This is a genomic window from uncultured Methanobrevibacter sp., assembly GCF_902771435.1.
Classification (GTDB): Archaea; Methanobacteriota; Methanobacteria; order Methanobacteriales; family Methanobacteriaceae; genus Methanocatella.
This window is the reverse complement of the sequence record NZ_CACXXB010000003.1, coordinates 1-24,834: the sequence shown is the minus strand read 5'-3', so window position 1 is coordinate 24,834 and position 24,834 is coordinate 1. Positions and strand designations below refer to the sequence as shown.

The following is a 24,834-nucleotide window of genomic DNA, read 5'->3' as shown; positions in this document are numbered from 1 at the left end:
TTCAGAGTCCAAAAGGTGATTTAATGGAAAAATTATTAGATGTAGAAAATGTTTCAATTTCATTTATACAATATACAAAGGGATTAAATCAAAGGGATTTAAAAGTCATCACTGATTTAACTTTAGATATATCTGAAGGTGAAATTTTAGCAGTTTTAGGTTCAAGTGGTTCCGGAAAGAGTTTGCTTGCCCATGCGATTTTTGGAATACTTCCTGAAAATGCAAGGCAAAATGGAAAAATTAAATACAAAGGAAAAGAACTATCCCAAGAGGACAAAGAGGAACTCAGAGGAAAGGAAATTGCTTTAATTCCACAATCTGTGAACTTCCTAGATCCGTTGATGAAAATCTCAGACCAAGCCATAGGAAATACCGAAAACGATGCAGAAAAAAAAGAAAAGAAAATAAAACAAAGGGAAATCTTTGAACATTATAATCTTGGCCCCGAAGTGGATGAAATGTATCCATTTCAATTATCCGGAGGAATGGCCAGAAGAGTACTTGTTTCAACCGCACTCCTATCAAATCCCAAACTTGTTGTTGCAGACGAACCGACACCAGGACTTGACGAAAAAACAGTAATAGAAACATTAAATCATTTTAAACATATGAAAGAAGACGGAGTAGGCGTTCTTCTCATCACACACGATATTCATGCAGCACTGGAAATCGCCGACAGGATTGGAATTTTCTATTCAGGATTTGTAATCGAAATTGCAGAAAACAAAGACTTTTCAGGAGATGGTGAAAACTTGCTTCACCCATACACAAAAGCATTGTACAAAGCACTTCCTGCAAACGGGTTTGAATTAATCAAAGGACATCAGCCATTGCATGGGGAAATATCACAGGGCTGTCCATATTATGACAGATGCGAAATGAGATTTGACAGATGCAAGGACGAAAGGCCTGAACTAATTGACCTTGGAAAGAAAAAAGTAAGATGCTTTAAATATGAAGAAGGTGTAGAAAATGAAACTTAAAGCAGAAAACATTACATTCAAATATCCTTCCGCTAAAAAATATTTGCTAAAAGACGTTAATCTCGAACTGGACAGCAATAAGGTTATTGGTTTGATTGGAGATAGTGGAAGCGGAAAATCAACACTGTGTAAAATATTATCCGGATATATTCCAAAATACGAAGGCAACGTGACCCTAGATGGAAAACCTCTTCCCAAAAAAGGATTTAAACCTGTGCAATTAATTTATCAGCACCCTGAAAAGGTAATGAATCCAAAATGGAAAATGGAACAAGTTTTGAAAGAATCATGGGACGTGCCTGATGATATTCTAAAGGAGTTCGGTATTCAGAAATCATGGCTGACAAGATTTCCGCAGGAATTATCAGGTGGAGAACTTCAAAGGTTTTCTGTCGTAAGATCGCTAAACCCAAATACAAAATTTTTAATAGCTGACGAAATGACAACAATGCTTGATGCAATTACACAGGTGCAAATCATAGATTCTGTGTTAAAAATTGTGAAAGAAAGAAAAATGGGATTCATTCTCGTAAGTCACGACATGCCTCTAGTTGAAACAATCTGTGATGAAAAGATATATCTGAAAGATATCAATAACATTTAAATATAATTGAATTACCTTAATGTTAGGTGAAAATATGAGCTGTTATAAATATTGGGGAAAACTTGAAGAAATCGCAAATAAATTATCTGCCTATGGGGATTTGGACAAATACGGAAATTCAAAGTTGGATGACATCAATATAGATGAAATCATTGAAATATTGGATGATGTAGAAATAATTGCACACGATAAGACTATTGATTTTGATTCTGCAAAGCATATTTTAGATGATGAAAAAATGAATAAGGCACTAAAATTAATCAGAAAATTTTATGTCTATATCGGTGCAAGACTGGAAACCGAAAATGCCCTAAAAATTTTAGAATCAGATAATCCCGTTGAAACCTTGGATTCCTTCCATTTTTATGACAGATATATCGGCCTTGTTGAAAATGAAAGTAAATTAGCTAAATTCAATGAAGAAAAAACCTTTGTATTTTTGGGCTCAGGACCATTGCCATTAACTTTGATAATGTTCAACAAAGTATTCGGCTGCAAATGTATAGGCATAGAACAACAGGCAGATGTCGCCGAACTATCAGTGAAAGTTTTAAAAAGATTGGGTCTTGAAAATGATATCAAAATTGTTGTCGGTGATGAAACAGCAATCAAAGATTTGGAATATGACATATTGATGGTTGCCGCATTGGCGGAACCTAAAGATAGGGTCTTTGCAAATATCTGGGAATATGTTGATGAGAATACGCCGGTAATTTACAGAACCTACACAGGAATGAGAGCAATTTTATACTCACCTGTTCTTGATAAGGATACAAGAGGTTTCCACAAGGAAGTCATGATGTTGCCATCAGGCAAAACCAACAACACTTCTGTTTTAATCAGAAAAATAGAATAACTTTCTCTAAATACCATCACCTATACATCAAAAATAACCAATCACTTGAAAAATGAAATCCTAGCCATTAAAATTAAATAATCATTCACCAAACTGGAAACCTAATAGGATTCATGAAAATAATTTAAGTCATCTTTCATTAAAGACATTGTTCAATTGTGGTTATTCATCAATCTTTTAATTTGCAGGTCGGCCCAAACCATGGTAATGTTGTTTGAGACAACTTCGCCCAAAACAATTCCCATCCAGGCTCCCCATACGCCATATCCAAGAACAACACCCAATAAAACTGCGAAAAATATTGTAAAGCCTGTTTCCCTCATAATTGTCTGAAACATTGCAGTTATTCCTTTTCCGATTCCCTGGAACACATAAGTTGATGCAACTCCAACCGCCATTGTAGGATAGTAGATTACAATCCATGAAAGAAAGCTGGTGAGCTCTGAAGCAATTCTGACACTGCTGCCGCTTGATGCAAATACAGATGCAATATCTCCCGCAAAAACATTAGTGAGAACTGCAACAATACATGCAATGACAATCGATACCTTCATCGCATACCTGTGAGCTATTTGAATATTACCATATTTCTGAGCACCATAATTTGCTGCAATAACGCTGATCAATGCTGTTCCAATAGCTAGAAGAGGTGTTGTTCCGATTGTCACTATTCTCCATCCTGTCGAATAAACCGCCACAGAATCCGTTGAGCCGACATATGTCAGGAGCGCTGAGAAAACCGCTGCAAAAAATGCATTATTTAAAAGTTGAATGCTTGCCGGAATTCCTACTTTAACAATATCTTTAGAAATATCCCCTTTAAATTTGAAATTGACCATATTTGGCTTCAAATAAGTGTCTTTTTTGATATAAAACCAGTATAACAATATCAAAATAACAAATATTGAGGACATTATAGTTGCAATGGCCGCTCCCTTAACTCCGAAGTTTAAAGTGTAAATGAAAATAGGGTCCAAAATCATGTTTAAAACAGCGGATGCAATCATTGCATACATCGGACGGGTAGTATCACCTTCCCCCCTAAATATACCATATAAAGCATTTGAAAAGATTATGAAAACAGAACCAAGAATGATTATTACACCATAATCTGTTGCATATCCGATGGTCTGGCCGGCACCCATTGCATTTAAAATCGGATTTAATGAAAGCAAAAGCAGCACAGTCATAATTAATGAAACGACAATGTCAATTAAAATAGAATGGACAGAAGCATTATCAGCCTTTGGTTTGTTGTCCTCACCGAGATATTTTGACAAAGCAAAAGCGGCACCAGAACCCAAACCATTTCCAAAACCTACAAGAATCATGAAAATCGGTGTGAAAAATCCGACACCCGCAAGTGCATCGGCTCCAAGACCGGACACCCAGAATGCATCTATCAAATTATAAAAGCTAGTAATAATCAATGAAATTATCAGAGGTATAGACATTCTTATTAATGCTTTTTTGGGATTTTGAAGCATTAAATCTACACTATTAGCTGAATCATCACTTAACATAAGTAATTATTAAAATTTTTTCAAATATAAAATTAATTATTTAACAAAAGAAAAAAAGAAAAAATATCTCAAAATTAAATTACAGGACAGTAATTCAATTTTAGAGATTATTTATTTCATTGAAAAGTAAAATATCATCACACAATACATTCAGCAGCTCTTCATCATGGCTAACAGCCAATATACCAATATTATTGGATTTACAATGATTAATGAGAGCCTCCCATATTTGCACTTGAGTTACGGCATCAAGCATAGTGGAAATCTCATCTGCAATGATAAATCTTGTTTTTGGATTAAGAGCCCTCAATATACTGAAACGTTGCAATTCTCCACCGGAAAGTTCATTAGGCCAACGAGTTAACCAGGAATCTTTTAAACCGAAAGTATCTTTTAAATCTTTAGGAGGATTCCATGATTCATTTAACACTTTATTCATCTTCCATTTAGGATTCATTGTCTTTTCTGGATGCTGGAAAATTAATTGCACAGGATAAAAATCCTTATCAGGTATTTTTTTACCATCAATTGTCACCTCTCCACCATAATGAGTGATATGGCCGGATAATATTTTACATAAAGTGGATTTGCCGCTACCACTATCTCCAATCAGACCTATGATTTGATTGCTGTTAAGAGATAATGAAACATCCTTCAATATTTGTCTCTTCTTATTATATGAAAAAGAGATATTGTTCGCTTTAAGATCCATCATTAACCTCCTTGAAATTGAAACATCTAATCATTACACCATTATGCTCAACCAACTCAGGTTTGGTTTTCTCGCATTTATCTATGCGAATCGGACAATTTTCCCAGTAAGGACATCCTGAAACCTCATCAAGTGGCTGAACACCTTCAGTAAGATGAAAACCGTTTCTTGGAAGTGAATTAATTAAGGCTTTAGTGTATGGATGCAATAGATTATCCGCATTTCTGAAGTTTTCTACTTTATTGATTTCGATTACGTATCCTGAATAAAATATTGCAATCCTATCTGCTGTTTTTAATGCCACATCAATTTCGTGAGTAATTAAAAGAACACCTTTACCGTTTTCCTTTAGGTTTTTAATATCAGCGATTGTCTCTTCAACACTCTTTTTATCAAGACCTGGTGTTGGTTCATCAGCAATCAATAACTTTGGATCACCAATTAATGCGGTAGACAGTAATACTTTTCTGGCCATTCCTCCGGACAATTCAAAGGGATATAAATCATCAACACTTTCATCCAAACCGTATTTGGCGAAAATTTCTCTTTGCTTTATTTTTTTCTCGGCATGTTCCTTTTCATCCTTGCATTCACCGATTGCCTGTTCGGAAACCTTCATAAGGGGGTCTAAGAAATTTACTGACTGAGGTATTAAACAGATTTCCTTACCCCTTAATTTTTCCTTCAACTCCTGATTTAAAACTTCCCCCTCATATCTAATCTCACCGGTAACATGAGCATTGTAAGGTAAAATGCCTAAGATTGAATGAGCCAAAAGACTTTTACCAGAACCGCTGGAACCCAATACGGCGACTATTTCCCCTTCATCAACATCAATTGTCAAATCGGATATTACCTTTAAATCATGCCTGTTCAGTCCCTGAACATATTGCGTAAAGGATATAGATAAATTATTTACTTCTAATAAATTTCCCATAATATCACCAATCTAGTTATTTGCCTGTGAAGGATCCACCAGTCGTTTTAAATTATCCCCTATGATATCAAACAACAGTACAACTATCAATAATGCAAGACCTGGGAAGAATGCCAACCACCAAGCGCCCATTGCAAGATAGGTCATTGATTCAGACAATATTATACCAATTGCCGGTTCGTGTGGTGATAAACCAAATCCTAGGAATGTTACACTTGACTCGTGCATAATCGCATGCGGGAACACCAATAATGTTCCTACAAATATCTGAGACAACACCAAAGGCAAAATATGCTGTCTGGCAATCCATAATTTGCTTTTACCAAATCTTTTAGATAATGCAACATATTCAGAAGTATTGATTTGCAATACTTCAGCTCTGAGCACCCTTGTCAGGTTTACCCAGTGGGTAAATGCAACTGCCATCATTACACCAAATGCCCCTTTACCCAATCCGATAGATATCATCATAATCAATAGGATATGAGGTATTGATGCAAACAAATCGATTAACCAGGACACAAATTCATCACAAAACTTGTTCATACTTGCAATAAAAGCTAAGATTGTAGCTATTATACTGGAAAGAACTGAAGCGGCCAAACCAATCATAATACTTAAACTTAAACCTTTCAATGTTCTGATGAACATGTCTCTACCCATCCAGTCAGTCCCAAAAGGATGTTCAAATGACGGAGGTTTCATTTTTATGGTAAAGTCAGTAGGTAAATTAGCATCAATCATCCATCCGCTAATGAAAATAATTAGTAAAACAAATCCTGTAAGTCCTATAGTCAAAAGTGTTTTTTGCCTTAAGTTTAAAGAACTGAACAATCCCCTATTATACCATGGAAGTTCACTCATCATCCTCACTCCTTAATCTTGGATCGACATATTGGTAAATCAAATCAGCAATAAAGTTTCCCATAAATACGAAAATGGCGCTGATAATAACAATACCAAGCAATAATGGGACATCAGACCTTAAACCAGCAGCCACTGTTGCCTGACCGATACCAGGATATGCAAAAACCTGTTCGACAAGAATTGTTCCACCGAATAACTCATTGAATGACAGGAACTGAATTGTGATTGCAGGAAGCAAAATATTTCTTATTCCGTGATTTTTGATTATGCCCCAGAAACTTTCACCTCTAGCTTGTGCAAACAAGAAATAATCGCTTCTTTTTACACTGATAAGCTTATCTCTTGTATACATTGTAAGAGAAGCAATTCCTACAATACTTAAAGTTATCGCAGGCAATATCAATCTATACAACCATTGCCAAAATGTCACTGTGTCGGATAACTGTCCAATCGGAACCGAAAGACCAATCGGGAACCAACCCAAGTACACTGAGAAAACCATTAAAAATACTAATCCTATCCAAAAGGTAGGTGTGGACTGCAATATGTAACAGTAAGTTTTAATTGCCTTATCTGCCCAGCTGCCTTCTTTTGCACCTGCAATTACGCCTAAACCAAAACCGACAATTGCAGAAATTACCCATGAAACCACCATGAGAGTTAATGAAGCTGTGAATTTTTGAACAATAACTTCAGTTACAGGCACCCTATAAATCAATGAAAAACCCATGCTTCCGGATGCCAAAGTTTGAAGCCAACCAAATACCCTTTCACCTAAAGATAAATTTGTACCCCAATATTCACCTATGATTGCTATTTGTTCCTGACTGACAATTCTTTGTCCAAGATAAGCTTTAACAGGGTCAATTGGAGATAATTGTATCATTATAAAACTTATTGCGGCAATAACAATTAATAAAATTAGTAATCTAATAGCTTTTAATCCTAAAAACTTAGCTAATTTCTTATTGTTAATTTTAATCATCTCGTAAATTTGTTTTTAAAAAAAAAGAATAAAAAAATGATTTATATGAAATAAATCATCTTCTATTTAATTATTTACTTGCAGTTGTGTTTGAAGTTTCATTAACACGTTTCCAATCGTATATGTTACCCCATATGTCTCCACCGTGTGGGTAAATGAGGTGTGTGCTGTTGGAAATGTCTAAATCATTACTTACAAAGTAAGTGTAGTCTACAGTACCAATCCATAAGTATGGATAGTGTGATGTAGCTTTTTGAGCTGCTTGAGACCAAGTGGAGTATGAACTGTTTAAATCTTGGGTCATAGCTTGGTCAATTAATGAGTCCACTTCAGAATCATTAAGACCTTCAGAGTTGTCATAACCTACACAAGCCACTCTTGAATCATATTGGTGCTCAATTTCAAATGGATCTGCTGAACCGAATCCCCATACTACTCCTTGACTGTATATATTAGGGTCGATATCATCCCAGCTTCCACCTACAGGATTAATTTGAATACCAATTTCTTTAGCTTGTTCTGCAACAGCTACTGCAATTGCTTGTCTTTCGGTTGCTTTTGAATTATAGTATACTGAAAATTCAGCTTTGGTACCGTTTTTCTCTACAATTCCATCACCGTTAGTATCATTCCAACCTGCATCGGAGAGAACTTTTTTAGCTTGGTCCACTTGACTGTCGTTAAATGTGGATCCGAACGCCCAAGGTAATTGACTTGCAACACCATTGTATGAAACATTACCGTATCCGTTGAATGCACCATCTAATAAGGATTGTCTGTTAATACCAATGTTTAACGCTTCCCTGATAGCTGGGTCTCCGGTTACATTGTTACCGATAGTGACATTGTCTTCACTTAAGTTTCCAGTATTCATTTGTGTTGGTAATGAAATTCCACGTACATCAATAGAATCGAAGTATTCTAAGTGGTATCCGTCAATTGTTTCATTTGCATATGCAAGTTGTACTTCAGCAATGTCCACATCACCGTTTTTAACTGCAGCAAATGCTGCATCAGGATCTAAGAATAAGTTAGTTATCTTATCAAAGTATGGTTCCCTTCCATAGTAATCAGGATTTTTTTCCAAGATGAATTGTTGTCCTTTATCCCATTGAGCTAATTTATAAGGACCTGAACCGATTGGGTTTTGTCCGTATGAATCTTCTTTGTAATTTGCTTCAGGCACGATTCCGACATCAGTCAATTTGTTGATAAATGTAGAATCGGATTTGTTGAGAGTGAATGTAACTTTATTTCCTTCTGCTGTTGCATTATTCATGGAACTTAAATCTGCCCCTTCACCTAATTCTTTAGCTTTATTATATGAAAATGCTACATCTTTTGCTGTTAATTTTGAACCGTCAGTGAACTTGACATCATCACGGATATCAACTGTGTAAGTTTTGAAATCACTAGAAACAGTGTAATTTGTAGCTAAATCATTTACGAAATTATTGTCTTTATCCCTTTTGAGAATTGTACTTTGTATAAGTGGTTCTGTTCCGGAATCATGGTATCCCCAACCATGCATAGGGTCAAAACCGAACTCAGGTTCTTCACCATGAGCAGCAACACATGCCACTAATTCATTAGGTGCATGTTGAGTGTTTCCGCCCCCCATAGCAATTGCACCTATACCTACGATTGCAAGAATAGCTACAACTGCCGCTATAATATATTTTGTTTCCATTTTTTATTCCTCATCAAAAATTATTTTAAATTCAATCAAAAGTAATATCGCTTTAGTTATTACTAAATTATAAAAAATTAAGAAATAAGTAATACTTATTTCCATAAAGATATTACAATTAAATATTATAAATTTAAGACTATATAAAAATTACGATTAAATAAGAAAAAAGTATTACTTAGGAATAATTGTGAGAATGCCAAAAACTAAAAAAAAAATTAAAAAAAAGAGAAAAAATAAAATTAGAATAGTGGATCTTTCACCATTCCAATTCTAAAGGAGTTTAAAATAACCAGAAGGGTTAATCCAAGGTCTCCAACACCAACAGACATCATCAAGGTTATGATACCCAATATAGCAAGTATTGCACATAATAATTTAATAGTGATTGCAAAAGTAATGTTTTGTTTGATAATGCCCATTGTTTTATGGCTTAAAGAGAACAGATACGGAAGTTTTGATATATCGTCCTGCATCAATGCCACATCTGCTGTTTCAATAGCTACATCAGAACCTGCTGCACCCATTGCAATACCAATATTTGCACGTGCCAATGCCGGTGCATCATTAATGCCGTCACCGACCATTGCAACATCACCGAATTTGTTTCTGATTGTATCCAGGATATTCAACTTATCTTCAGGAAGCAGATTTGAGAAAACATGTTGAATGCCTATTTCTGAAGCAACCTTATTGGCAGCCATTTTATTATCCCCAGTAAGCATTACGGTTTCGACACCTCTCTGTTTTAAATCACTTATAACTTCTGAAGCATTGTCTCTGATTTTATCGGATACTGTAATAAAACCAATGACCCTTTCAGCATTACCTATGAATATAATAGTATTTCCTTTAGAGGTATACCTATTAATCTCATCCCTTGAAATGTCAAAGGAGCTTCCTTCAATCAATGATTCATTTGCCGCATAAAACTGCTCGCCGTTAATGTTGGCAAGGATACCCTTTCCAGGGACATTCTTAAACTCATCAACAGTGTCAAAAGCTATATTATTTTCATTAGCATACTCCACGATTGCCTGAGCGATAGGGTGGGAAGATTCGGATTCCATGGCGGAAGCTATTCTGACAATGTCCTCCTCAGAATAACTTTCATCCAAAACATTAACCTCATCCAATATCAGTTTTCCCTCTGTTAAAGTACCGGTCTTATCAAATATTACAGCTTTAACGTTACGCATTTCCTCAACATATGAACTTCCCTTGATAATGACTCCGTTTCTGGTGGCTGAAGTGATTGCTGACACCATTCCAACAGGTGTTGAAATTAAAAATGCGCATGGACATGAAATTACCAGCAGTGAAAGTGCCTTATAAACCCAATCTGTAAGGTTCTGGCCAAACAACAATGGAGGAATAAATGCAACGCAAAGTGCACCAACCATCATTACAGGAGTGTAGTATTTAGCTACCCTTTCAACCAGAGTTTCAGTTTCTGATCTGTTGAGCTGTGAGCGTTTTACCAAAGTAACGATTTTTGAGATGACTGAATCTTTGGCCGCTGTTGTGACTCTAATTTCCATATATCCATCTTCATTAACTGTTCCGGAAAATACATCATCTCCGACTTGCTTTAAAACTGGAACGCTTTCACCAGTAATGGAAGCCTGATTGACTGAAGATGAACCTGAAATAACTTCACCATCCAAAGGAACTTTATCCCCCGGTTTTACAATAACAATATCACCGATATTAACATCGTCAACATTTCTAACTTCTTCATTATCACCGACTTTGACTCTTGCAGTATCCGGAGCGATTTCAATCAAAGCTTTAATTGAACGTCCAGCCCTGAGTTCGGCATAGTCTTCTAAAAATTCTGCAATATAATACAGGAAAGTGACCGCAGCCCCTTCTTCAGGATGTCCAATGATAAATGATGCAATACATGCAATTGATAATAACATTGCAGGACCAACAGTGTGTCTTTTGACTAATGATTTATAAGCTGAAATGGCTATTTCATAACCGGCAATAACTGCTCCAACCATATAAGTTATGGTTACAACTGTCGGACTGAATGACAACCATTCAAAAACATGTCCTAAAACGAATAATATACCACTAGCAACGATTATCTGGATTGGCCTATTGGATAACAATGGTTTTCCTTCAGCCAATAATTCTCCATCACCATGCCCGTGGTCATGGCCGTGATCATGCCCGTGGTCATCATCATCTGCACAATCCGGACAACCACAAAGACGGATCTCAGGGTCATCATCATGCTCATGCTCGTGATCGTGGTCATGACAACCACAATCATCATCAGTGCAAACATCCTCTTCATGGTCATGATTATGCTCATGCTCATGGTCATGATGCTCGTGATCGTGGTCATGACAACCACAATCATCATCAGTGCAAACATCCTCTTCATGGTCATGATTATGATGATGCTCATGGTCATGATGCTCATGCTCGTGATCGTGGTCATGATTATGATGATGCTCATGGTCATGATGCTCGTGATCATGGTCATGGTCATCATCGTCTGCACAATCAGGACAACCACAAATCTTTAAATCAACATCTTCATCATAATCTATTTTTTCACTATGATCATGTACGCTGAAATCAGTTTTCGCCTGATAATCTCTAAGTAACTGCTTGTTATAATGTTCTGGATTTTCACAGTGAATTTCATCACAATTCGGATCTAAACAGATGTAATTGTAATGTTCTGGATTGCGACAATTTTCATCATTACAATCCGAATCATAACACCTATTTTCTACCATTATATCACCAATTAAAAATTATTCTAATATATGTTCAAAACCTACTTTGTAAATCATTTCTATGTGAAGGTCTGTAAGGGAATATCTTGCCATTTTTCCTTCCTTCTGATATTTGACAATATTGTTTGCACGCAATATCCTTAACTGATTTGAAACAGTAGTCTGGTTCAGGTCAAGCGCCTCACAGATATCGCAAACACACAAGTCTTCGATTGAAAGCAGGGAAATAATTTTTAATCTTGTCGGGTTTCCAAATATCTTAAAGAATTCGGATAACTCAGAGAATTCATTTTCATTAGGTATGCGTTTCTTTACACGACTGACAACATCCTCATGAGAGTCGAAAATTTCACACATATCATCATTTTTGTTTTCAAGATTATTATTTTCCATATTCATCACATATATTATATATTTACATATTATGATATGTTAATCTATTTAAATGTTGTCATATCATGATATTGTGATATGTTAATGTAAAAAAATAATAAGGGATTATTTTTTAACAACCCCAATTAAAGTTCCATCGATGACACAATCGAAATCAACCTTATCCAGCCAGCCAGCCTTAGTAAACATGTCCATGAAGCACACTCCAATTATCCGACCGTCTTCTTTTAGAATATCTTTAACCAGTACATTCAGCTTCTCTGTGTCCACATCATATTTCGGCATTGACAAACCGCCAAGCAATACAACTACATCAGAGCCATGAGGGTCTGAAACTTCATCCTTCAAAACCATTGCATATGATTTGGACTCAAACTCATGACACTCTTCGACATTCAGCAGAGGAAAGAAAAGATTTTCCTTATCCCTTACAGAATAAGCCAAAAACTCTGCAAATGGAGTGCAAACTCCAGGAGACCCAATATAAGTGATTTTTTGAGCATCCCCAACTTCCTTTTTGAATGTTACCAATTGACCGTTCAAACCTTTCCATTCATAAGCATCTTCCATTTTTTCACCCCTAATTTCCATAACAAATCTTATGAAATCAACTCATTTCATTAAAATTCATTATGTAATTTAATTATATTAAAAATTTGGTTAAATTATGTAAATATAAAGAAACTTTATATAATTTAATTTTTAAATATAACCATATAACTATAATTTTATTAATTGAAATAAATGTATAGGAATTGAAAAATGACTAGATCAAAGAAACTAATTATAGCTATCCTTGTTGTTATTCTTATTGGAATATGGACTCTTATTGCAGGAGCTTTATTCATGACTCCGGATTTGACTTCCGAAAGTAAGGATATTCTTGTATTAGCTTCAGATAAATACGAACAGTCCAATGGTGGAGTAGATATGGCATTTATGATTCATTTAGAAAATGGATCATTGGTAAATTACACTCCAGTATACCCTGGTGGAATGTCACACCCTACACAACCGGCGCCTGGAGGGCTTGGCGGACGTATGATGATGCACGACTGTCTTTGGGACGGTGTTGATGTAGGTATGCGCTATGCTCAGGAAATCGTTGAAGCAAATACTGGAATGCACTCTGATGCAGTAGTTCTTCTTTATGATGAAGGTATAGACAGCATTCTTGATAGTGTTAGGCCTATATACGTAAATGGAGAAGTAAGCAACCTCAGTGCAGTAGACATGGTTCGTCAAAACGATGCATACCAAGGATATCCTGGTAACGAAAATGTTGAAGGAAACATGTCCAGAGGAGATGCGGTAATGGAGCTTGCAAAAGTAATTGCAAACCTTACAAAAGATCCAGATAAGAAGAGCAAAATGGTACAAACTGCATTAAATGAATATTCCAAAGGAAATATCGTAATGCAACCTCAAGGTTCCTTTACAAAATTACTTGCTACTAAAGGAATTGATAAAATTTCATAACTTGTCTTTAAAGAATTTATTTCTTTAAAGAACTTTTTTTATTTATTAATTTAATATGAATAACTGCTTATTTTAAGACAATATTCTAATTTTGCAAAATAACAGATTCAGATTACAAAGCTCATTTCAAAAACTTTACCTTTTAGCTCTTTATGCGGTTTATCCAATGTAAATCCAAAAGTGTCCCTATTTGAGATATAGAGATGAGCCAATGCAATGCCAATATCTATCTTATTCCAGTTGACCATCCTGCTATTCAGATTTAACCTGCGCCTATTCCTGTAAATATCATAACTGCCATCATCATTATGTTTAAAATACCATGTCTGTGAGTTTGCGGCAGATGGAGCAAGACGCGCAGGAATCAGCCTTTCATCTGCAATATCTGAGATTTCATCCAAATTTTTCCTTTTGAACTGATCATTATTTCTGTAGAGTTCTCCCACAGGATTGCCGAACGCCAACATGATAACAAATTCATGTTCAGGATTTGGATTTTCATAATTTTTAGGGCTTCCCGCACCAATCCAACATGCACCAATTCCCTTACTTTGCAAAAACAAATCGACCTGCTGAAATATGAATCCTATGTTTTGGAGATAGTTCTGCTTAGGTTCGGAAAATATCAGCAGATAATGGGGAGCCTTCCATCTCATTAAAGTCTTCACATTTTTAGGTCCGACAATTTCATAACTCCATTTGATATCAGGATTTAAAACCGGAATATCTCCTATGAATTCCCTTATTTCATCCAATGTTTCCTGTTCTAATGGATTGTCATCATACTTTCTGATTGATCGTCTTTTATATATTGTCTCTTCAAGATTCATATTATCAACATTTTATTTATTTGTATTCGTTTTCGCTTAATTGCAATATATACCAACACTATTCAACATTCTTTAATGCTTCAACCATGTTCAAATCATTTATCTTATCTGAAAACAGCAAATTAACCACAATGGATATTGTAAAGGTTATAAAAGCAGAAAGCAGGATATTTCCCCAAGCCAGTTTAGGAATATAGTAAAGCGAATCTCCGGCCGCATTCATCATAAGGGTCATGAAGTAAAATCCTAATGGAATGCCCAAAACAAAACCAATAGCTGTGAAAATCAGGTTTTGAGTCAAAAGCAGCTTTCTTAAAACCTTTGTTTTAAAGCCTAAAACCTTCAATGTTGCAATTTCCCTTTCCATTTCTGTAAATGACAGTATTTCCAAATTATATAAAACCAAAACTGCAAGTGCAACCGCTACCACTATCACCACATAAACCATCATCATTGCAGAGGTTGTTATCTGGTCCCAACTCTTTTCAAGTGAGTCAATGCTGGAAACGGATTTGATTGAATCAAATTTTTCACCGAATTTTTCAGGAGTCAGAATATTTGTTGGCGTGAAATTCAATCCCTGATCCTCCAGGGTGTCAGGAGACATAATCAGACCTTGTGAAACGGGTTCTGCATGAATTTGACCTATTTTGGAAGTTACCCAATCATCGCTTCCAACTATATGCCACTGAATCCTATCGCCAATGCTTAAATTAAACTTTTGGGCAAGTTTGGTTGACATTGATACATTTCCTTCCTTAATCTCAATCGGTTCTCTATTGCTGTTGGTATATGATATAAGATCAGTGTTATTTGAAACCAGAAGCGTTACCGTGTCTTCCATGTCATTTGTCTTGATTTCGATAGATTGCTGCATGATAAAGCTGCCGTTGGTATCATTCAATATGTAATACAGTTCCATGGGATTGGCATTGCTTGAAAGAAGCAGTTTTGATTCGTAATGACTGATATCATCATATTCCCATGTTTTAAGCTCGCCCATGCAATCATTCATTCCAAATGCAGCAATCAGAAGTCCGACACATCCCATTACGCCTACAATGGCCATCAGTGCTCTGAATTTATTTCTTTTTGCATCACGCCAGTTCCAACGTAGATTAAAGCTTAAATGCCTCCAGAGATTTGACCTTTCTATGAAACTGTTTGAAGAAGTATTTGGAGCCTTTGGCCTTAATGTGTTTGCGGGATTTTCCTTTGAAATTCTTCGACATGACAGATATGTCACAAAAACTGATGATACGACCATCAATGCAGCAATATAGATAAAACTCATATCAAAACCCGGATTCCAGACCGGCATACTATACGTTGCAGCCATTGTCGGATAAAACATCCTTGGAATTATCACTGGTCCTGTAACCAATCCTAGAAATGCCCCTGCCAAAACCGGGAAAAATCCATAACAAATGTAATGCAGAATAATTGTATTGTCCCTATACCCGACAGCCTTCAGGATTCCGATTTGAGTCCTCTGAAGTGTAACTATTCTTGTCATTGTTGTGAGAAGCGATAGAAAAGTCACTAAAATAAATACTATCGGGAAGACATCACCCATCATTTTGTGCTGTGTCATTTCATCGGCAAATTTAGAAACGCTGAGATGGTCATCCTTTTTAGTGAATGACAGATAGCTTAATGAATCATCAAGTTTCTTTTTAAAATCACCATCCGATGAGTTATACTTTACAAGTAACGTATCATAATCCAAATTATTCGGATAGACATTATGTGAAAGGTAAGCGAATCCCATCTGTGAAAAATCAGGAGTTATAGAATTGGGCGAGGATTCATAAACATATTCCGGAGAATAACCCAGGCCCCTAATTTCCTTTGTAATCGTCTGATTATTGAATTCAAAAGTGACATTGTCACCCACTTTAAGATTGCGTTTTTCTGCAAAACGACAGTCAAGCCATACTCCATCCTCATCAGATGCGTTGAATTCTTCACCTTCCGTTGAATAGAATTTAGATATCGTTCCCTTCTCAACAAAGTGCAGCTTAACATCAGGATTATTTTCCAAATCACAAACTGATTGAACAACAGCCTGCCTGTCTGTTTCAGTTGCAAATTTAGTTATCTTATCAACTGAAACATTATCAAAACTAGAATTGTAAATCCAACCATCAGCCATATTTGTCTGTTCATAATATGCATCTGAAGTTTGAACAAGCCCATAATACTCTCCACATATCCCGCAGTAAGCAAAGATACCTAAAAATGCCATTAGGAATATTGCTATGAATTGCGTTTTATTGATTTTTATATCCCTCAGCATTTTTCGAGCAAGTGACATAATATACTATTTGAAAACAATGTATTAAAAACCTATTTTTTAATTGAATGAACCCTCCACCAAAAAGAGAATATTCAAATAGGATTGAAGAATATGGAAGCAGAATAACATTAACATTAATGATTAGGAAAAAAGAAGTAAATTGAAAATGGTGATATATATCCAAGAATCAAATCTGACAACAAATGGACAATAGCTGACGTTAATGTTGATTTTAAGTAGAAGCAACTTCAACCATCAATCACCAAGTAACAGTTGAAGTTGCCCTTTTAATGATTTTATCACTATTCAATTGATAGCTGCAACATTATTCACCGCTTTTAAGTGATTCCACCATGTCCAATTTCTTGATTTTACGTGAAAACATCAGATTTACAAGAATTGATAATGCGAATGTTATCACAGCTGTCAAAAGGAAGTTTGTGATTGTTATTGAAGGCAATATGTAAAATGAATCACCGGATGACTCCCACATTACCTTCAATATGATATAACCGACAGGCAGACCCAATATGAATCCGATAGCTGTAAACCAGAGGTTTTGTGTTAACAGCAGTTTTCTTAAAGCCCCTGTTTTAAACCCTAAAACCTTTAATGTAGCTATTTCACGCTCAATTTCAGTAAATGACAATAATCCCAGGTTATACAATACCACTATCGCCAAAAGGGAAGCGAAGAATATCAGTATGTAGATTAAAAGCCACATTGATTCTGTCAGCTCATCCCAGCTGGAAGTCATGTCTTTCATTGAGTTTGCAGCCTTTACGCCATCAAAACTCTTATTAACATGTTCGGCAGTTACAACGCTTGTCGGAGTGTAATTTAAATCCAAATCCTCGAGCTTATCGGCAGACATTATGAATCCTTGTGATATCGGGTCTGCATGAATCTTATCAATTTTTGTATTGACCCATTTATCCGAACCCATAATATGCCACTTTACGGTGTCGCCCACTTTAACATCAAGCATGTCAGCCATCTTTTGTGATATTGACACCTCATTATCCTTGATATCAACCTTGTTCCAATCATAATCTGTCGGAGTTACCAAATCAGTGTCATTTAAAACCAATAGCGAACCTGACTTCTTGACATTGTCCGATTCTATCTCAATGGCAGATTCCATCAGTTTGTCACCGTTTATCTCCTTAACCACATCATCAATTTGGGAGGTTGTTGCATTTTCCTCTATTACCAGTTTTGAATCATAATGATTAATCTGATTGTATTCCCATTCCTTCAAGTCATTCATTCCATCATACATTCCAAATGCACAAACCAACAGTGCACTGCATCCAATAACTCCAATGATTGTCATCAGTGCACGGAACTTGTTTCTTTTTGCATCCCTATAGTTCCAGCGAACATTGAATGAAAGATGCCTCCAGAGTCCAAACCTTTCAATAAACCCTGTAGATGAAATCTTTGGTGTCTTTGGCCTTATTGTATCTGCAGGTTTTTCATCGGAAATGCTTTTAACAGAATAATATGAAACCGCAAGTGACATTATGACCATCAAAGCGGCAACATATACAAAGTTCATGCTCCATGCAGGATCCCATGACGGCAGCTTGTATGTTGCACTCATTGAAGGATAGAAGAGCTGAGGCAATGTCATCGGACCTAAAATCAAACCCAATATGGAACCTATCAAAACCAGCCAGAAACCATATGAGATATAATGCAAGATTATGGATGAATTTTTAAATCCGCTAGCCTTTAGAATACCTATTTGAGTCCTTTGATGTGCAATGATTCTTGTCATGGTTGTAAGCAAAATCAGCATTGCAATCAGAATGAACACGACCGGGAAAATATCCCCCATCATTTTGTGCTGGTCCATTTCTTCTGAAAACTGGCTGACGCTTGTATGGTCTGAGCGAGGAACGAATGAATTGTAGTAACCGTCCATATGATATGACAATAAATCCCCATAGGTTTCAGGAGACCCATCAAATTTAACATTCAAAACATTATATGGAACGTTGCTTTCGGGAAATGCCTTGTAGGACATATATGCAAAACCTATTTTGTTAAAGTCAGGTATTACTGAAGAGGCGGATGCATGATAAACATATTCCGGAGAATATCCTATTCCCTTAATTTCCTTTTCAAGGGTATAGCTTCCAAATTCAAAGGTGATGTTGTCTCCAACTTTAAGGCCCTTGGCATCGGCAAAACTTTTGTCCAGCCATACTCCATCACTGTCATTGACATCCAACTTTTCACCGTCAATTAAATAGAACTTGGATATGGTATTATTTTCCACAAAGTGAAGTGTGATATCGGGATCATTGTCAAAATCCGCAACCGAATCCACAACCAGCTGCCTTTCCATTTGAGTGGTCGGACCCAAAACATCAACCTGGTCTAAAAACATGTCGTTGATGTAATTCGAATAAATCCATCCATCAGCCAAGTTGGTTTCTTCATAAAAATCATTCACATTAACTTCAAGACCTACTGATTCGCCGCCAACACCGGCAAACACAAATACCCCTAAAAATGCCATTAAAAAAATAGATATGAATTGGGTTTTGTGCCTGCGGATGTCTCTAAACATCTTTTTTGCAAGCATAAACTCACCATTCTAATTCGGCGACCTTTTTAGGATTTTCATTGACGACAATACTTTCTATCTGACCGTTTTTAATCCTGATTACCTTATCTGCAGCTTCGGCCAAAATGGCGTTGTGTGTTACAATAACAACAGTAGTTCCCCTGTTATTGCTCATATCCTGAAGCAGATTTAGAATTAAAACACCGGTTTTTGAGTCCAATGCTCCTGTCGGCTCATCACATAAAAGCATTGTAGGCTGTTTAGCTACCGCTCTTGCAATGGATACCCTTTGCTGTTCTCCTCCAGACAATTGTGCCGGAAACTGATTGGCATGATCCTTAAGTCCAACGGAATCCAGAACATTCAAACCATTGATATCCACATCTACAATATCCTTCATTAGCTCAACATTCTCCAGAGCTGTTAAATTTGGAATCAAGTTATAAAACTGGAAAATAAAACCTACATTTTCAGCACGGTAAGAAGTAAGCTGATTATCATCAAAGTTTTCAACATGACAATTATTTACGACAATCTCACCGGAGGTAACTGTATCAAGGCCCCCAAGGAGGTTCAGGAGTGTTGATTTACCCGCACCTGACGGACCTAAAATTACAACGAATTCACCTTCGTCAATTGTAAAATTGACATTATCCATAGCTTTTAAAATGTGATCCCCAGATTTATATTCCTTATTCACATTTTTAAATTCAATAATTGTACTCATTAATATTGCCTTCTTATATCTTATTTATTATAATTTATAGTTAATAAACTATTTAAAATTTAGGTTTGCCTAAATTTTATGAAATTGCATTTGATTTGTCAAATTGCAATGTATTGTAAAACTGCTTTAACATTAAAAGCAAAAAAAAATAATGGAAGATATCCTTAATAATTATTGATTCAAAAAGAAATCCCTTAATTTTTTATCATCAACATTATAGTTGCCTATTATCTTACCATCATCCAAGTGTATGATATGAGAACATGACTCGCAAATCAACTCAAAGTCAAGAGTTATGATGAATGAGGTAATCCCTAAATTTTGAAGATATTTCAAGTTTTCAGAAACTCTCATCATGTTTTTTAAATCAAGCCCTCTAGTTGGCTCATCAAAAATCAATATCTCCTTTTTAGATGCAATGGCAGATGCAATAGCTACCCTCTGCTTTTCACCACCAGACAATGCCATAGGATGAGCATCCTTTAGATGAATCAGGTTAAGATTCTCAAGAATGTTTTCAGCCAGACTAACATCCTCCTCATCCATACTCAGCAGCACCTCATCAAGAACGCTTTCAGTGAACAGCTGATGATTAACATCCTGCATTACCATATATGTTTTTTTCAGACGGTCTTTCCTGTTTAACGGCTCTCCATCAAAAATAAGCTCACCCTTGCAGGATTTTTTAAGACCGCATAAGCAGTTTGCAAAAGTTGATTTTCCAGCCCCATTTTTTCCAATGATAGCAATTATTTCATTTTTCGGTATTTTGACATCATCAATGTCCAATACCTGAGTATCTCCATAGTGAAATTTGAAATTTCTTAGCTCTAAAAATTCACTATGTGTGGAATAGTATTCTTTTCTTTTGCAAGTCAGATTATCAAGATCAATTTGCCTTAATCCGAAACTTCTATGGTCTATGTTTTTAAATTCTTCAATGGACCATTCCCTGGTAATTTTGCCATTTTCAAGAAATATGACCCTGTCAACAACATCACTTAAAAAGAATAATTTATGTTCGGCTATGATGACTGTTTACTATTGAAATCAATACATATAAAACATTTCAAAACATATAGTTAAATTATAATAAAATATTACAGGAAAAATATAAATGTCATTTAAAAAAGATGAAATGTTAGTGATGCCTGCTGTTGACATCAAGAATGGAAAGTGTGTTCAACTTGTTCAAGGCGAACCCGGAAGTGAAATGGTAGAAATAGAAAATCCTGAGCTTGTTGCAAAACACTGGGAGGACTTGGGAGCAAAAAACATCCATGTTATTGACCTCGACGGAACAATAAATGGAGTGGCTAGCTTCGATATTATCAAAAAGATTCTAAAAGAAGTCAGCGTTCCAATCCAGCTCGGAGGCGGAATAAGAAGCACAGAATATGCACGCCAATTATTGGATTTGGACATTGAAAGGCTTATTATCGGGACCATGGGAATACAAAATCCAAAAACCATAACCGAACTGTCTGACGAGTACGGCTCAGATAGAATCATGATTTCACTTGACAGCAAGGACAACAAAGTTGTAATCAAAGGATGGCAGGAAAAGATTGACAAAAGCCCCTCTGAAATCTCACAGGAGTTTAAGGATCATGGGGCAGGTAGTATTTTATTTACAAATGTAGATGTTGAAGGCCTTCTTGGCGGTTTTTACACAGAACCTGTAGAAGAGCTTAAAAAATCTGTTGATTTGCCTATTGTATATTCAGGCGGAATCACAACAATAGATGACATTAAAAAATTAAACGAAAGCAGTGTGGAAGGAATTGTAATCGGTTCTGCACTTTACACTAATAAAATTGATTTGACTGAAGCTTTAAAATACCAAAAGAGGTAATTGAATGAAAAAAGTAATGGCAACCGGAACATTCGACATACTCCACCCAGGACATGGCGTTTATCTTGAAGAGTCAAAGAAACTTGGTGGAGAAAATGCTAAACTTTATGTTGTTGTAGCGCGTGACTCAACAGTTGAGAGAAGAAAAAGAGTTCCAATTGTTGGAGAGGATCAGCGTCTGGAATTAATCAAAATGTTAAAACCCGTAGATGAAGCATATCTTGGCGACCCTAATGGTGATGTATTTAAAATCGTTTATGAAATTGACCCGGACATCATCACCGTAGGTGCGGACCAAAACCATGATATTTCAAAATTACAGGCTGCTATCGATAAAAGAGGCCTGAAGGCCAAAGCAATACGAGTTGAAAAATATCGCGATTGTGAACTTGACAGCAGCTGCAAAATTATCAAAAAGGCTAGAAGAACAAACTTTGAAGGAAAAATATTAGATAACTGTGACGATTAAGGAGGCAATGAAATGTTTAAAGTAGCAATTATAGGAGCAAGTGGATATACCGGTGGAGAACTTTTAAGAATGCTTTCAAACCATCCTGAAGTTGAAGTGACAAACATCAACTCAAGACAGTACGATGGAATACCAGCACATAAAATCCACCCACAAATAAGAGATTCAGGACTTGTTTTTGAAAACAAAAGTCCGTCAGAACTTGATGTGGATGTTGTATTTACAGCAACACCTCACGGTGCGTCAATGAAAATTGTTCCGGAAATATTGGAAACCGGTACAAAAGTAGTTGATTTAAGTGGAGACTACAGATACAGAGACACTGCAGTGTATGAAAAATGGTATGGAATGGAACACACCGACAGTGAAAATAAAGGAGCATTCGGACTTCCTGAACTGTACAGGGACGAGATTAAAAAGGCAGACCTTGTGGCAAACCCTGGGTGTTTCCCGACAGGTGCAATCCTATCTTCATATCCGCTGGTTAAAAATGACCTGGTTGAAAGAATCGTTATAGATTCCAAAACAGGAGTCAGCGGTGCGGGAGTAAATCCATCTAAAACTACACACTATCCAAACATTGCAGACAATGTAAATCCATATAAGATATCTTCACACAGACACATGTCCGAAATCCAACAGGAACTGAAAGGATTTGAAGGAGTTAAAGTTTCATTCACACCTCATCTGGTTCCGGTCAATCGTGGAATTCAAACTACAAGCCACAGCTTTTTAAATGAAGAAAATATAGATATTACTCCTGAAGAAATCAGAAAACTATACGAAAAGGAATACGGTAAAGAGTTCTTTATAAAACTCATGGACGATGGAGAAATACCTCATTTAAGTGCAGTGAGAGGATCTAACTTCGTACACATCGGTGGATTCGAAATAGATGAAACCGGAAGATTGGTAATGCTTTCAGCAATTGACAATCTCGTTAAAGGCGCATCCGGTCAGGCCATACAAAACATGAACATTATTCTTGGCATTGATGAGAAGTTAGGTTTAACACACTTCGGTCTCCATCCTTAATGAAAAAGGAGAAAAACAATGAAGACATTGATAATTTTTTATTCACAGGGCGGAACAACAGAGCTGGTAGCCAGAACCCTGGCCAAAAAATTAAGAGCAGACCTGCTGAAGATACATGATTTGAAAAATCGTGAAGGATTTAAAAATAAACTGTTATCTTCCATTAATGCATTCAGAGAAACAAAAACAGATATTATTCCGGCAAGTGTTGATTTGACACCTTATGATACAATCTATTTTGGAACACCAACATGGTCTGGAAATCCAACACCTGCAATTCTGACAATAATTGACAGATGCAATTTAAGAGGTAAAGACGTGATACTCTTTGCTACAATGGATGGTAACCGTGGCGATTCAAATATTAAAAGACTAGAAGAAAAAGTTAAAATGCGTGGAGCCAGAGTCATTGAAAGCTTTACTATTGCCACCAAAGGAAAAAGTCCTGAAAAACTGGAGCAAGATACAGAAGTGATTATTGAAATGAAAGATTTGAGAATGTATTGAAGGTAGATTAAATGAACATGAAGGACAAATCCGAATTGAAAATCAAAGCCATTGAAAACGGCACTGTAATTGACCACATTGCTGCAAACAAATCACTGCACATCTTAAAAGTTTTAGGCCTTCCGGATGATGATGTCAAAAACGTTACAATAGCTATGAACGTTTCATCAGGTGAAATCGGAAGAAAGGATATTTTAAAAATCGAAAATAGGGAACTGGGCTATCAGGAATTGAATCAGATTGCTTTAATAGCTCCAAAAGCAACCATCAATATTATCAGGAATTATGAACCCGTCAAAAAGTATAAAATTGCACTTCCTGAAAAGATCACATCAATTCTCAAATGTACAAATCCAAAGTGCATTACAAATTATGAAAATGAGCCTATAACACCAGTATTCAATGTTATTCAGGGATACCCTCCTGTAGTAAGGTGCCATTACTGTGAAAAATTAATAAAAACAGAAGATATCGAAAAACAATTCGAATAATCTTCTTACTTATTTTTTAAATAATCTGCAAGTCTTTTAGATAATGCAAGTATTGTTAATATCGGCGGTTTTCCGGGAGATATAGGCAATACGCTTGCATCACAGACATATAAATTAGACATTTCAGTTTCCAGGTTGCTGTCAACCACTTTTCCAATAGGTGCGGTTCCTCCAGGGTGTGCACCCCTATAGACAGTTGAACCTATTGTTTTTGGGTCAACTCCTGCTTTTTCTAGAATAAATCCTGCAGTTGCC

At 36.1% G+C, this 24,834-nt stretch carries 24 protein-coding genes; 9 read left to right on the top strand and 15 right to left on the bottom strand.

Translation table 11 applies throughout. The features are described from left to right. The first annotated feature begins 23 nt into the window (after positions 1-23). From QZU83_RS01150 to QZU83_RS01140, 3 genes are read left to right on the top strand one after another with little or no spacing between them, the layout of a single operon-like run. Positions 24-983, top strand: a complete 960-nt coding sequence (locus QZU83_RS01150) for an ABC transporter ATP-binding protein (RefSeq protein WP_295609124.1) — start codon at positions 24-26, stop codon at positions 981-983. After that, positions 973-1,587: an ABC transporter ATP-binding protein gene (locus QZU83_RS01145; protein WP_295609123.1), complete on the top strand. Its 615-nt coding sequence runs from the start codon at positions 973-975 to the stop codon at positions 1,585-1,587. The genes QZU83_RS01150 and QZU83_RS01145 overlap by 11 nt, the downstream gene beginning before the upstream one ends. Before the next feature lie 34 nt (positions 1,588-1,621). Beyond that, positions 1,622-2,443, top strand: coding sequence for a nicotianamine synthase family protein (locus tag QZU83_RS01140; protein WP_295609122.1), 822 nt, complete (start codon positions 1,622-1,624; stop codon positions 2,441-2,443). A gap of 152 nt (positions 2,444-2,595) precedes the next feature. Here the strand turns inward: QZU83_RS01140 and QZU83_RS01135 are convergent, their stop codons facing one another. The 9 genes from QZU83_RS01135 to QZU83_RS01095 form a co-directional block, all read right to left on the bottom strand. Beyond that, positions 2,596-3,966 (bottom strand): MATE family efflux transporter, encoded by a 1,371-nt coding sequence (locus tag QZU83_RS01135; protein ID WP_295609121.1) that lies wholly within the window; start codon positions 3,964-3,966, stop codon positions 2,596-2,598. Between the two features lie 100 nt (positions 3,967-4,066). Beyond that, positions 4,067-4,678: an ABC transporter ATP-binding protein gene (locus QZU83_RS01130; protein ID WP_295609120.1), complete on the bottom strand. Its 612-nt coding sequence runs from the start codon at positions 4,676-4,678 to the stop codon at positions 4,067-4,069. Further along, entirely contained in the window at positions 4,668-5,615 is a 948-nt protein-coding gene (locus QZU83_RS01125) for an ABC transporter ATP-binding protein (protein WP_295609119.1), read from the bottom strand. Before QZU83_RS01125 ends, QZU83_RS01130 begins: the two co-directional genes overlap by 11 nt. A 12-nt stretch (positions 5,616-5,627) precedes the next feature. Further along, positions 5,628-6,482: an ABC transporter permease gene (locus tag QZU83_RS01120; protein ID WP_295609118.1), complete on the bottom strand. Its 855-nt coding sequence runs from the start codon at positions 6,480-6,482 to the stop codon at positions 5,628-5,630. Next, the gene (locus tag QZU83_RS01115; RefSeq protein ID WP_295609117.1) at positions 6,472-7,467 is read right to left on the bottom strand and encodes an ABC transporter permease; all 996 of its coding nucleotides are present in this window, start codon (positions 7,465-7,467) and stop codon (positions 6,472-6,474) included. Before QZU83_RS01115 ends, QZU83_RS01120 begins: the two co-directional genes overlap by 11 nt. A gap of 70 nt (positions 7,468-7,537) precedes the next feature. Next, complete coding sequence (locus tag QZU83_RS01110; RefSeq protein ID WP_295609116.1) at positions 7,538-9,157, bottom strand: ABC transporter substrate-binding protein; 1,620 nt, start codon at positions 9,155-9,157, stop codon at positions 7,538-7,540. 242 nt (positions 9,158-9,399) lie between these two features. Further along, a complete protein-coding gene (locus QZU83_RS01105; protein WP_295609115.1) occupies positions 9,400-11,916 on the bottom strand; it encodes a cation-translocating P-type ATPase in 2,517 nt (838 codons plus the stop codon). An 18-nt stretch (positions 11,917-11,934) separates the two neighbouring features. Next, positions 11,935-12,309 carry a helix-turn-helix transcriptional regulator gene (locus QZU83_RS01100; protein WP_295609114.1) on the bottom strand — a complete coding sequence of 125 codons (375 nt, stop codon included), beginning with the start codon at positions 12,307-12,309 and terminating at the stop codon, positions 11,935-11,937. A 105-nt stretch (positions 12,310-12,414) separates the two neighbouring features. Further along, positions 12,415-12,879 (bottom strand): DUF2124 domain-containing protein, encoded by a 465-nt coding sequence (locus tag QZU83_RS01095; protein WP_295609113.1) that lies wholly within the window; start codon positions 12,877-12,879, stop codon positions 12,415-12,417. A 192-nt stretch (positions 12,880-13,071) separates the two neighbouring features. On the opposite strand from QZU83_RS01095, the gene QZU83_RS01090 reads away from it, so the two are divergent. Beyond that, entirely contained in the window at positions 13,072-13,788 is a 717-nt protein-coding gene (locus QZU83_RS01090) for a DUF4012 domain-containing protein (protein ID WP_295609112.1), read from the top strand. Positions 13,789-13,895: 107 nt separating this feature from the next. On the opposite strand, the gene QZU83_RS01085 is transcribed toward QZU83_RS01090, so the two are convergent. From QZU83_RS01085 to QZU83_RS01065, 5 genes are all read right to left on the bottom strand, one after another. Then, positions 13,896-14,618 (bottom strand): nitroreductase family protein, encoded by a 723-nt coding sequence (locus tag QZU83_RS01085; RefSeq protein ID WP_295609111.1) that lies wholly within the window; start codon positions 14,616-14,618, stop codon positions 13,896-13,898. Between the two features lie 58 nt (positions 14,619-14,676). After that, positions 14,677-16,935 carry an ABC transporter permease gene (locus QZU83_RS01080; RefSeq protein WP_295609110.1) on the bottom strand — a complete coding sequence of 753 codons (2,259 nt, stop codon included), beginning with the start codon at positions 16,933-16,935 and terminating at the stop codon, positions 14,677-14,679. 307 nt (positions 16,936-17,242) lie between these two features. Further along, entirely contained in the window at positions 17,243-19,513 is a 2,271-nt protein-coding gene (locus QZU83_RS01075; RefSeq protein WP_295609109.1) for an ABC transporter permease, read from the bottom strand. 4 nt (positions 19,514-19,517) lie between these two features. Beyond that, a complete protein-coding gene (locus QZU83_RS01070) occupies positions 19,518-20,222 on the bottom strand; it encodes an ABC transporter ATP-binding protein (protein ID WP_295609108.1) in 705 nt (234 codons plus the stop codon). 171 nt (positions 20,223-20,393) lie between these two features. After that, positions 20,394-21,011, bottom strand: coding sequence for an ATP-binding cassette domain-containing protein (locus QZU83_RS01065; protein WP_295609107.1), 618 nt, complete (start codon positions 21,009-21,011; stop codon positions 20,394-20,396). A 328-nt stretch (positions 21,012-21,339) separates the two neighbouring features. Here QZU83_RS01065 and hisA point away from each other — a divergent pair, with 328 nt between their 5' ends. Genes hisA through pyrI form a run of 5 tightly spaced genes read left to right on the top strand, consistent with a single transcriptional unit; the run spans position 21,340 to position 24,579 of the window. Then, complete coding sequence (gene hisA, locus QZU83_RS01060; RefSeq protein ID WP_295609106.1) at positions 21,340-22,077, top strand: 1-(5-phosphoribosyl)-5-[(5-phosphoribosylamino)methylideneamino]imidazole-4-carboxamide isomerase; 738 nt, start codon at positions 21,340-21,342, stop codon at positions 22,075-22,077. Between the two features lie 4 nt (positions 22,078-22,081). Beyond that, complete coding sequence (locus QZU83_RS01055) at positions 22,082-22,546, top strand: FAD synthase (RefSeq protein WP_295609105.1); 465 nt, start codon at positions 22,082-22,084, stop codon at positions 22,544-22,546. A gap of 12 nt (positions 22,547-22,558) precedes the next feature. Then, positions 22,559-23,581, top strand: coding sequence for an N-acetyl-gamma-glutamyl-phosphate reductase (gene argC / locus QZU83_RS01050; protein ID WP_295609104.1), 1,023 nt, complete (start codon positions 22,559-22,561; stop codon positions 23,579-23,581). Between the two features lie 18 nt (positions 23,582-23,599). Beyond that, positions 23,600-24,088, top strand: coding sequence for a flavodoxin (locus QZU83_RS01045; RefSeq protein ID WP_295609103.1), 489 nt, complete (start codon positions 23,600-23,602; stop codon positions 24,086-24,088). An 11-nt stretch (positions 24,089-24,099) separates the two neighbouring features. Then, positions 24,100-24,579 (top strand): aspartate carbamoyltransferase regulatory subunit, encoded by a 480-nt coding sequence (gene pyrI / locus QZU83_RS01040; protein ID WP_295609102.1) that lies wholly within the window; start codon positions 24,100-24,102, stop codon positions 24,577-24,579. Between the two features lie 5 nt (positions 24,580-24,584). Here pyrI and QZU83_RS01035 read toward each other — a convergent pair. After that, positions 24,585-24,834, bottom strand: a 250-nt coding sequence (locus QZU83_RS01035; RefSeq protein WP_295609101.1) for a GMC oxidoreductase, incomplete at its 5' end; no start/stop codon positions are given.

Bases quoted from the DNA above. Each gene is read 5' to 3' on its own strand.
- QZU83_RS01045 (WP_295609103.1), top strand. From the start codon at position 23,600: ATGAAGACATTGATAATTTTTTATTCACAGGGCGGAACAACAGAGCTG.
- argC (WP_295609104.1), top strand. From the start codon at position 22,559: ATGTTTAAAGTAGCAATTATAGGAGCAAGTGGATATACCGGTGGAGAA.
- QZU83_RS01080 (WP_295609110.1), bottom strand. From the start codon at position 16,935: ATGTCACTTGCTCGAAAAATGCTGAGGGATATAAAAATCAATAAAACG.
- QZU83_RS01105 (WP_295609115.1), bottom strand. From the start codon at position 11,916: ATGGTAGAAAATAGGTGTTATGATTCGGATTGTAATGATGAAAATTGT.
- QZU83_RS01070 (WP_295609108.1), bottom strand. From the start codon at position 20,222: ATGAGTACAATTATTGAATTTAAAAATGTGAATAAGGAATATAAATCT.
- QZU83_RS01150 (WP_295609124.1), top strand. From the start codon at position 24: ATGGAAAAATTATTAGATGTAGAAAATGTTTCAATTTCATTTATACAA.
- QZU83_RS01140 (WP_295609122.1), top strand. From the start codon at position 1,622: ATGAGCTGTTATAAATATTGGGGAAAACTTGAAGAAATCGCAAATAAA.
- QZU83_RS01125 (WP_295609119.1), bottom strand. From the start codon at position 5,615: ATGGGAAATTTATTAGAAGTAAATAATTTATCTATATCCTTTACGCAA.
- QZU83_RS01115 (WP_295609117.1), bottom strand. From the start codon at position 7,467: ATGATTAAAATTAACAATAAGAAATTAGCTAAGTTTTTAGGATTAAAA.
- QZU83_RS01145 (WP_295609123.1), top strand. From the start codon at position 973: ATGAAACTTAAAGCAGAAAACATTACATTCAAATATCCTTCCGCTAAA.
- QZU83_RS01100 (WP_295609114.1), bottom strand. From the start codon at position 12,309: ATGGAAAATAATAATCTTGAAAACAAAAATGATGATATGTGTGAAATT.
- pyrI (WP_295609102.1), top strand. From the start codon at position 24,100: ATGAACATGAAGGACAAATCCGAATTGAAAATCAAAGCCATTGAAAAC.
- QZU83_RS01090 (WP_295609112.1), top strand. From the start codon at position 13,072: ATGACTAGATCAAAGAAACTAATTATAGCTATCCTTGTTGTTATTCTT.
- QZU83_RS01085 (WP_295609111.1), bottom strand. From the start codon at position 14,618: ATGAATCTTGAAGAGACAATATATAAAAGACGATCAATCAGAAAGTAT.
- QZU83_RS01130 (WP_295609120.1), bottom strand. From the start codon at position 4,678: ATGGATCTTAAAGCGAACAATATCTCTTTTTCATATAATAAGAAGAGA.
- QZU83_RS01075 (WP_295609109.1), bottom strand. From the start codon at position 19,513: ATGCTTGCAAAAAAGATGTTTAGAGACATCCGCAGGCACAAAACCCAA.
- QZU83_RS01055 (WP_295609105.1), top strand. From the start codon at position 22,082: ATGAAAAAAGTAATGGCAACCGGAACATTCGACATACTCCACCCAGGA.
- QZU83_RS01135 (WP_295609121.1), bottom strand. From the start codon at position 3,966: ATGTTAAGTGATGATTCAGCTAATAGTGTAGATTTAATGCTTCAAAAT.
- QZU83_RS01110 (WP_295609116.1), bottom strand. From the start codon at position 9,157: ATGGAAACAAAATATATTATAGCGGCAGTTGTAGCTATTCTTGCAATC.
- QZU83_RS01120 (WP_295609118.1), bottom strand. From the start codon at position 6,482: ATGATGAGTGAACTTCCATGGTATAATAGGGGATTGTTCAGTTCTTTA.
- QZU83_RS01095 (WP_295609113.1), bottom strand. From the start codon at position 12,879: ATGGAAGATGCTTATGAATGGAAAGGTTTGAACGGTCAATTGGTAACA.
- hisA (WP_295609106.1), top strand. From the start codon at position 21,340: ATGTCATTTAAAAAAGATGAAATGTTAGTGATGCCTGCTGTTGACATC.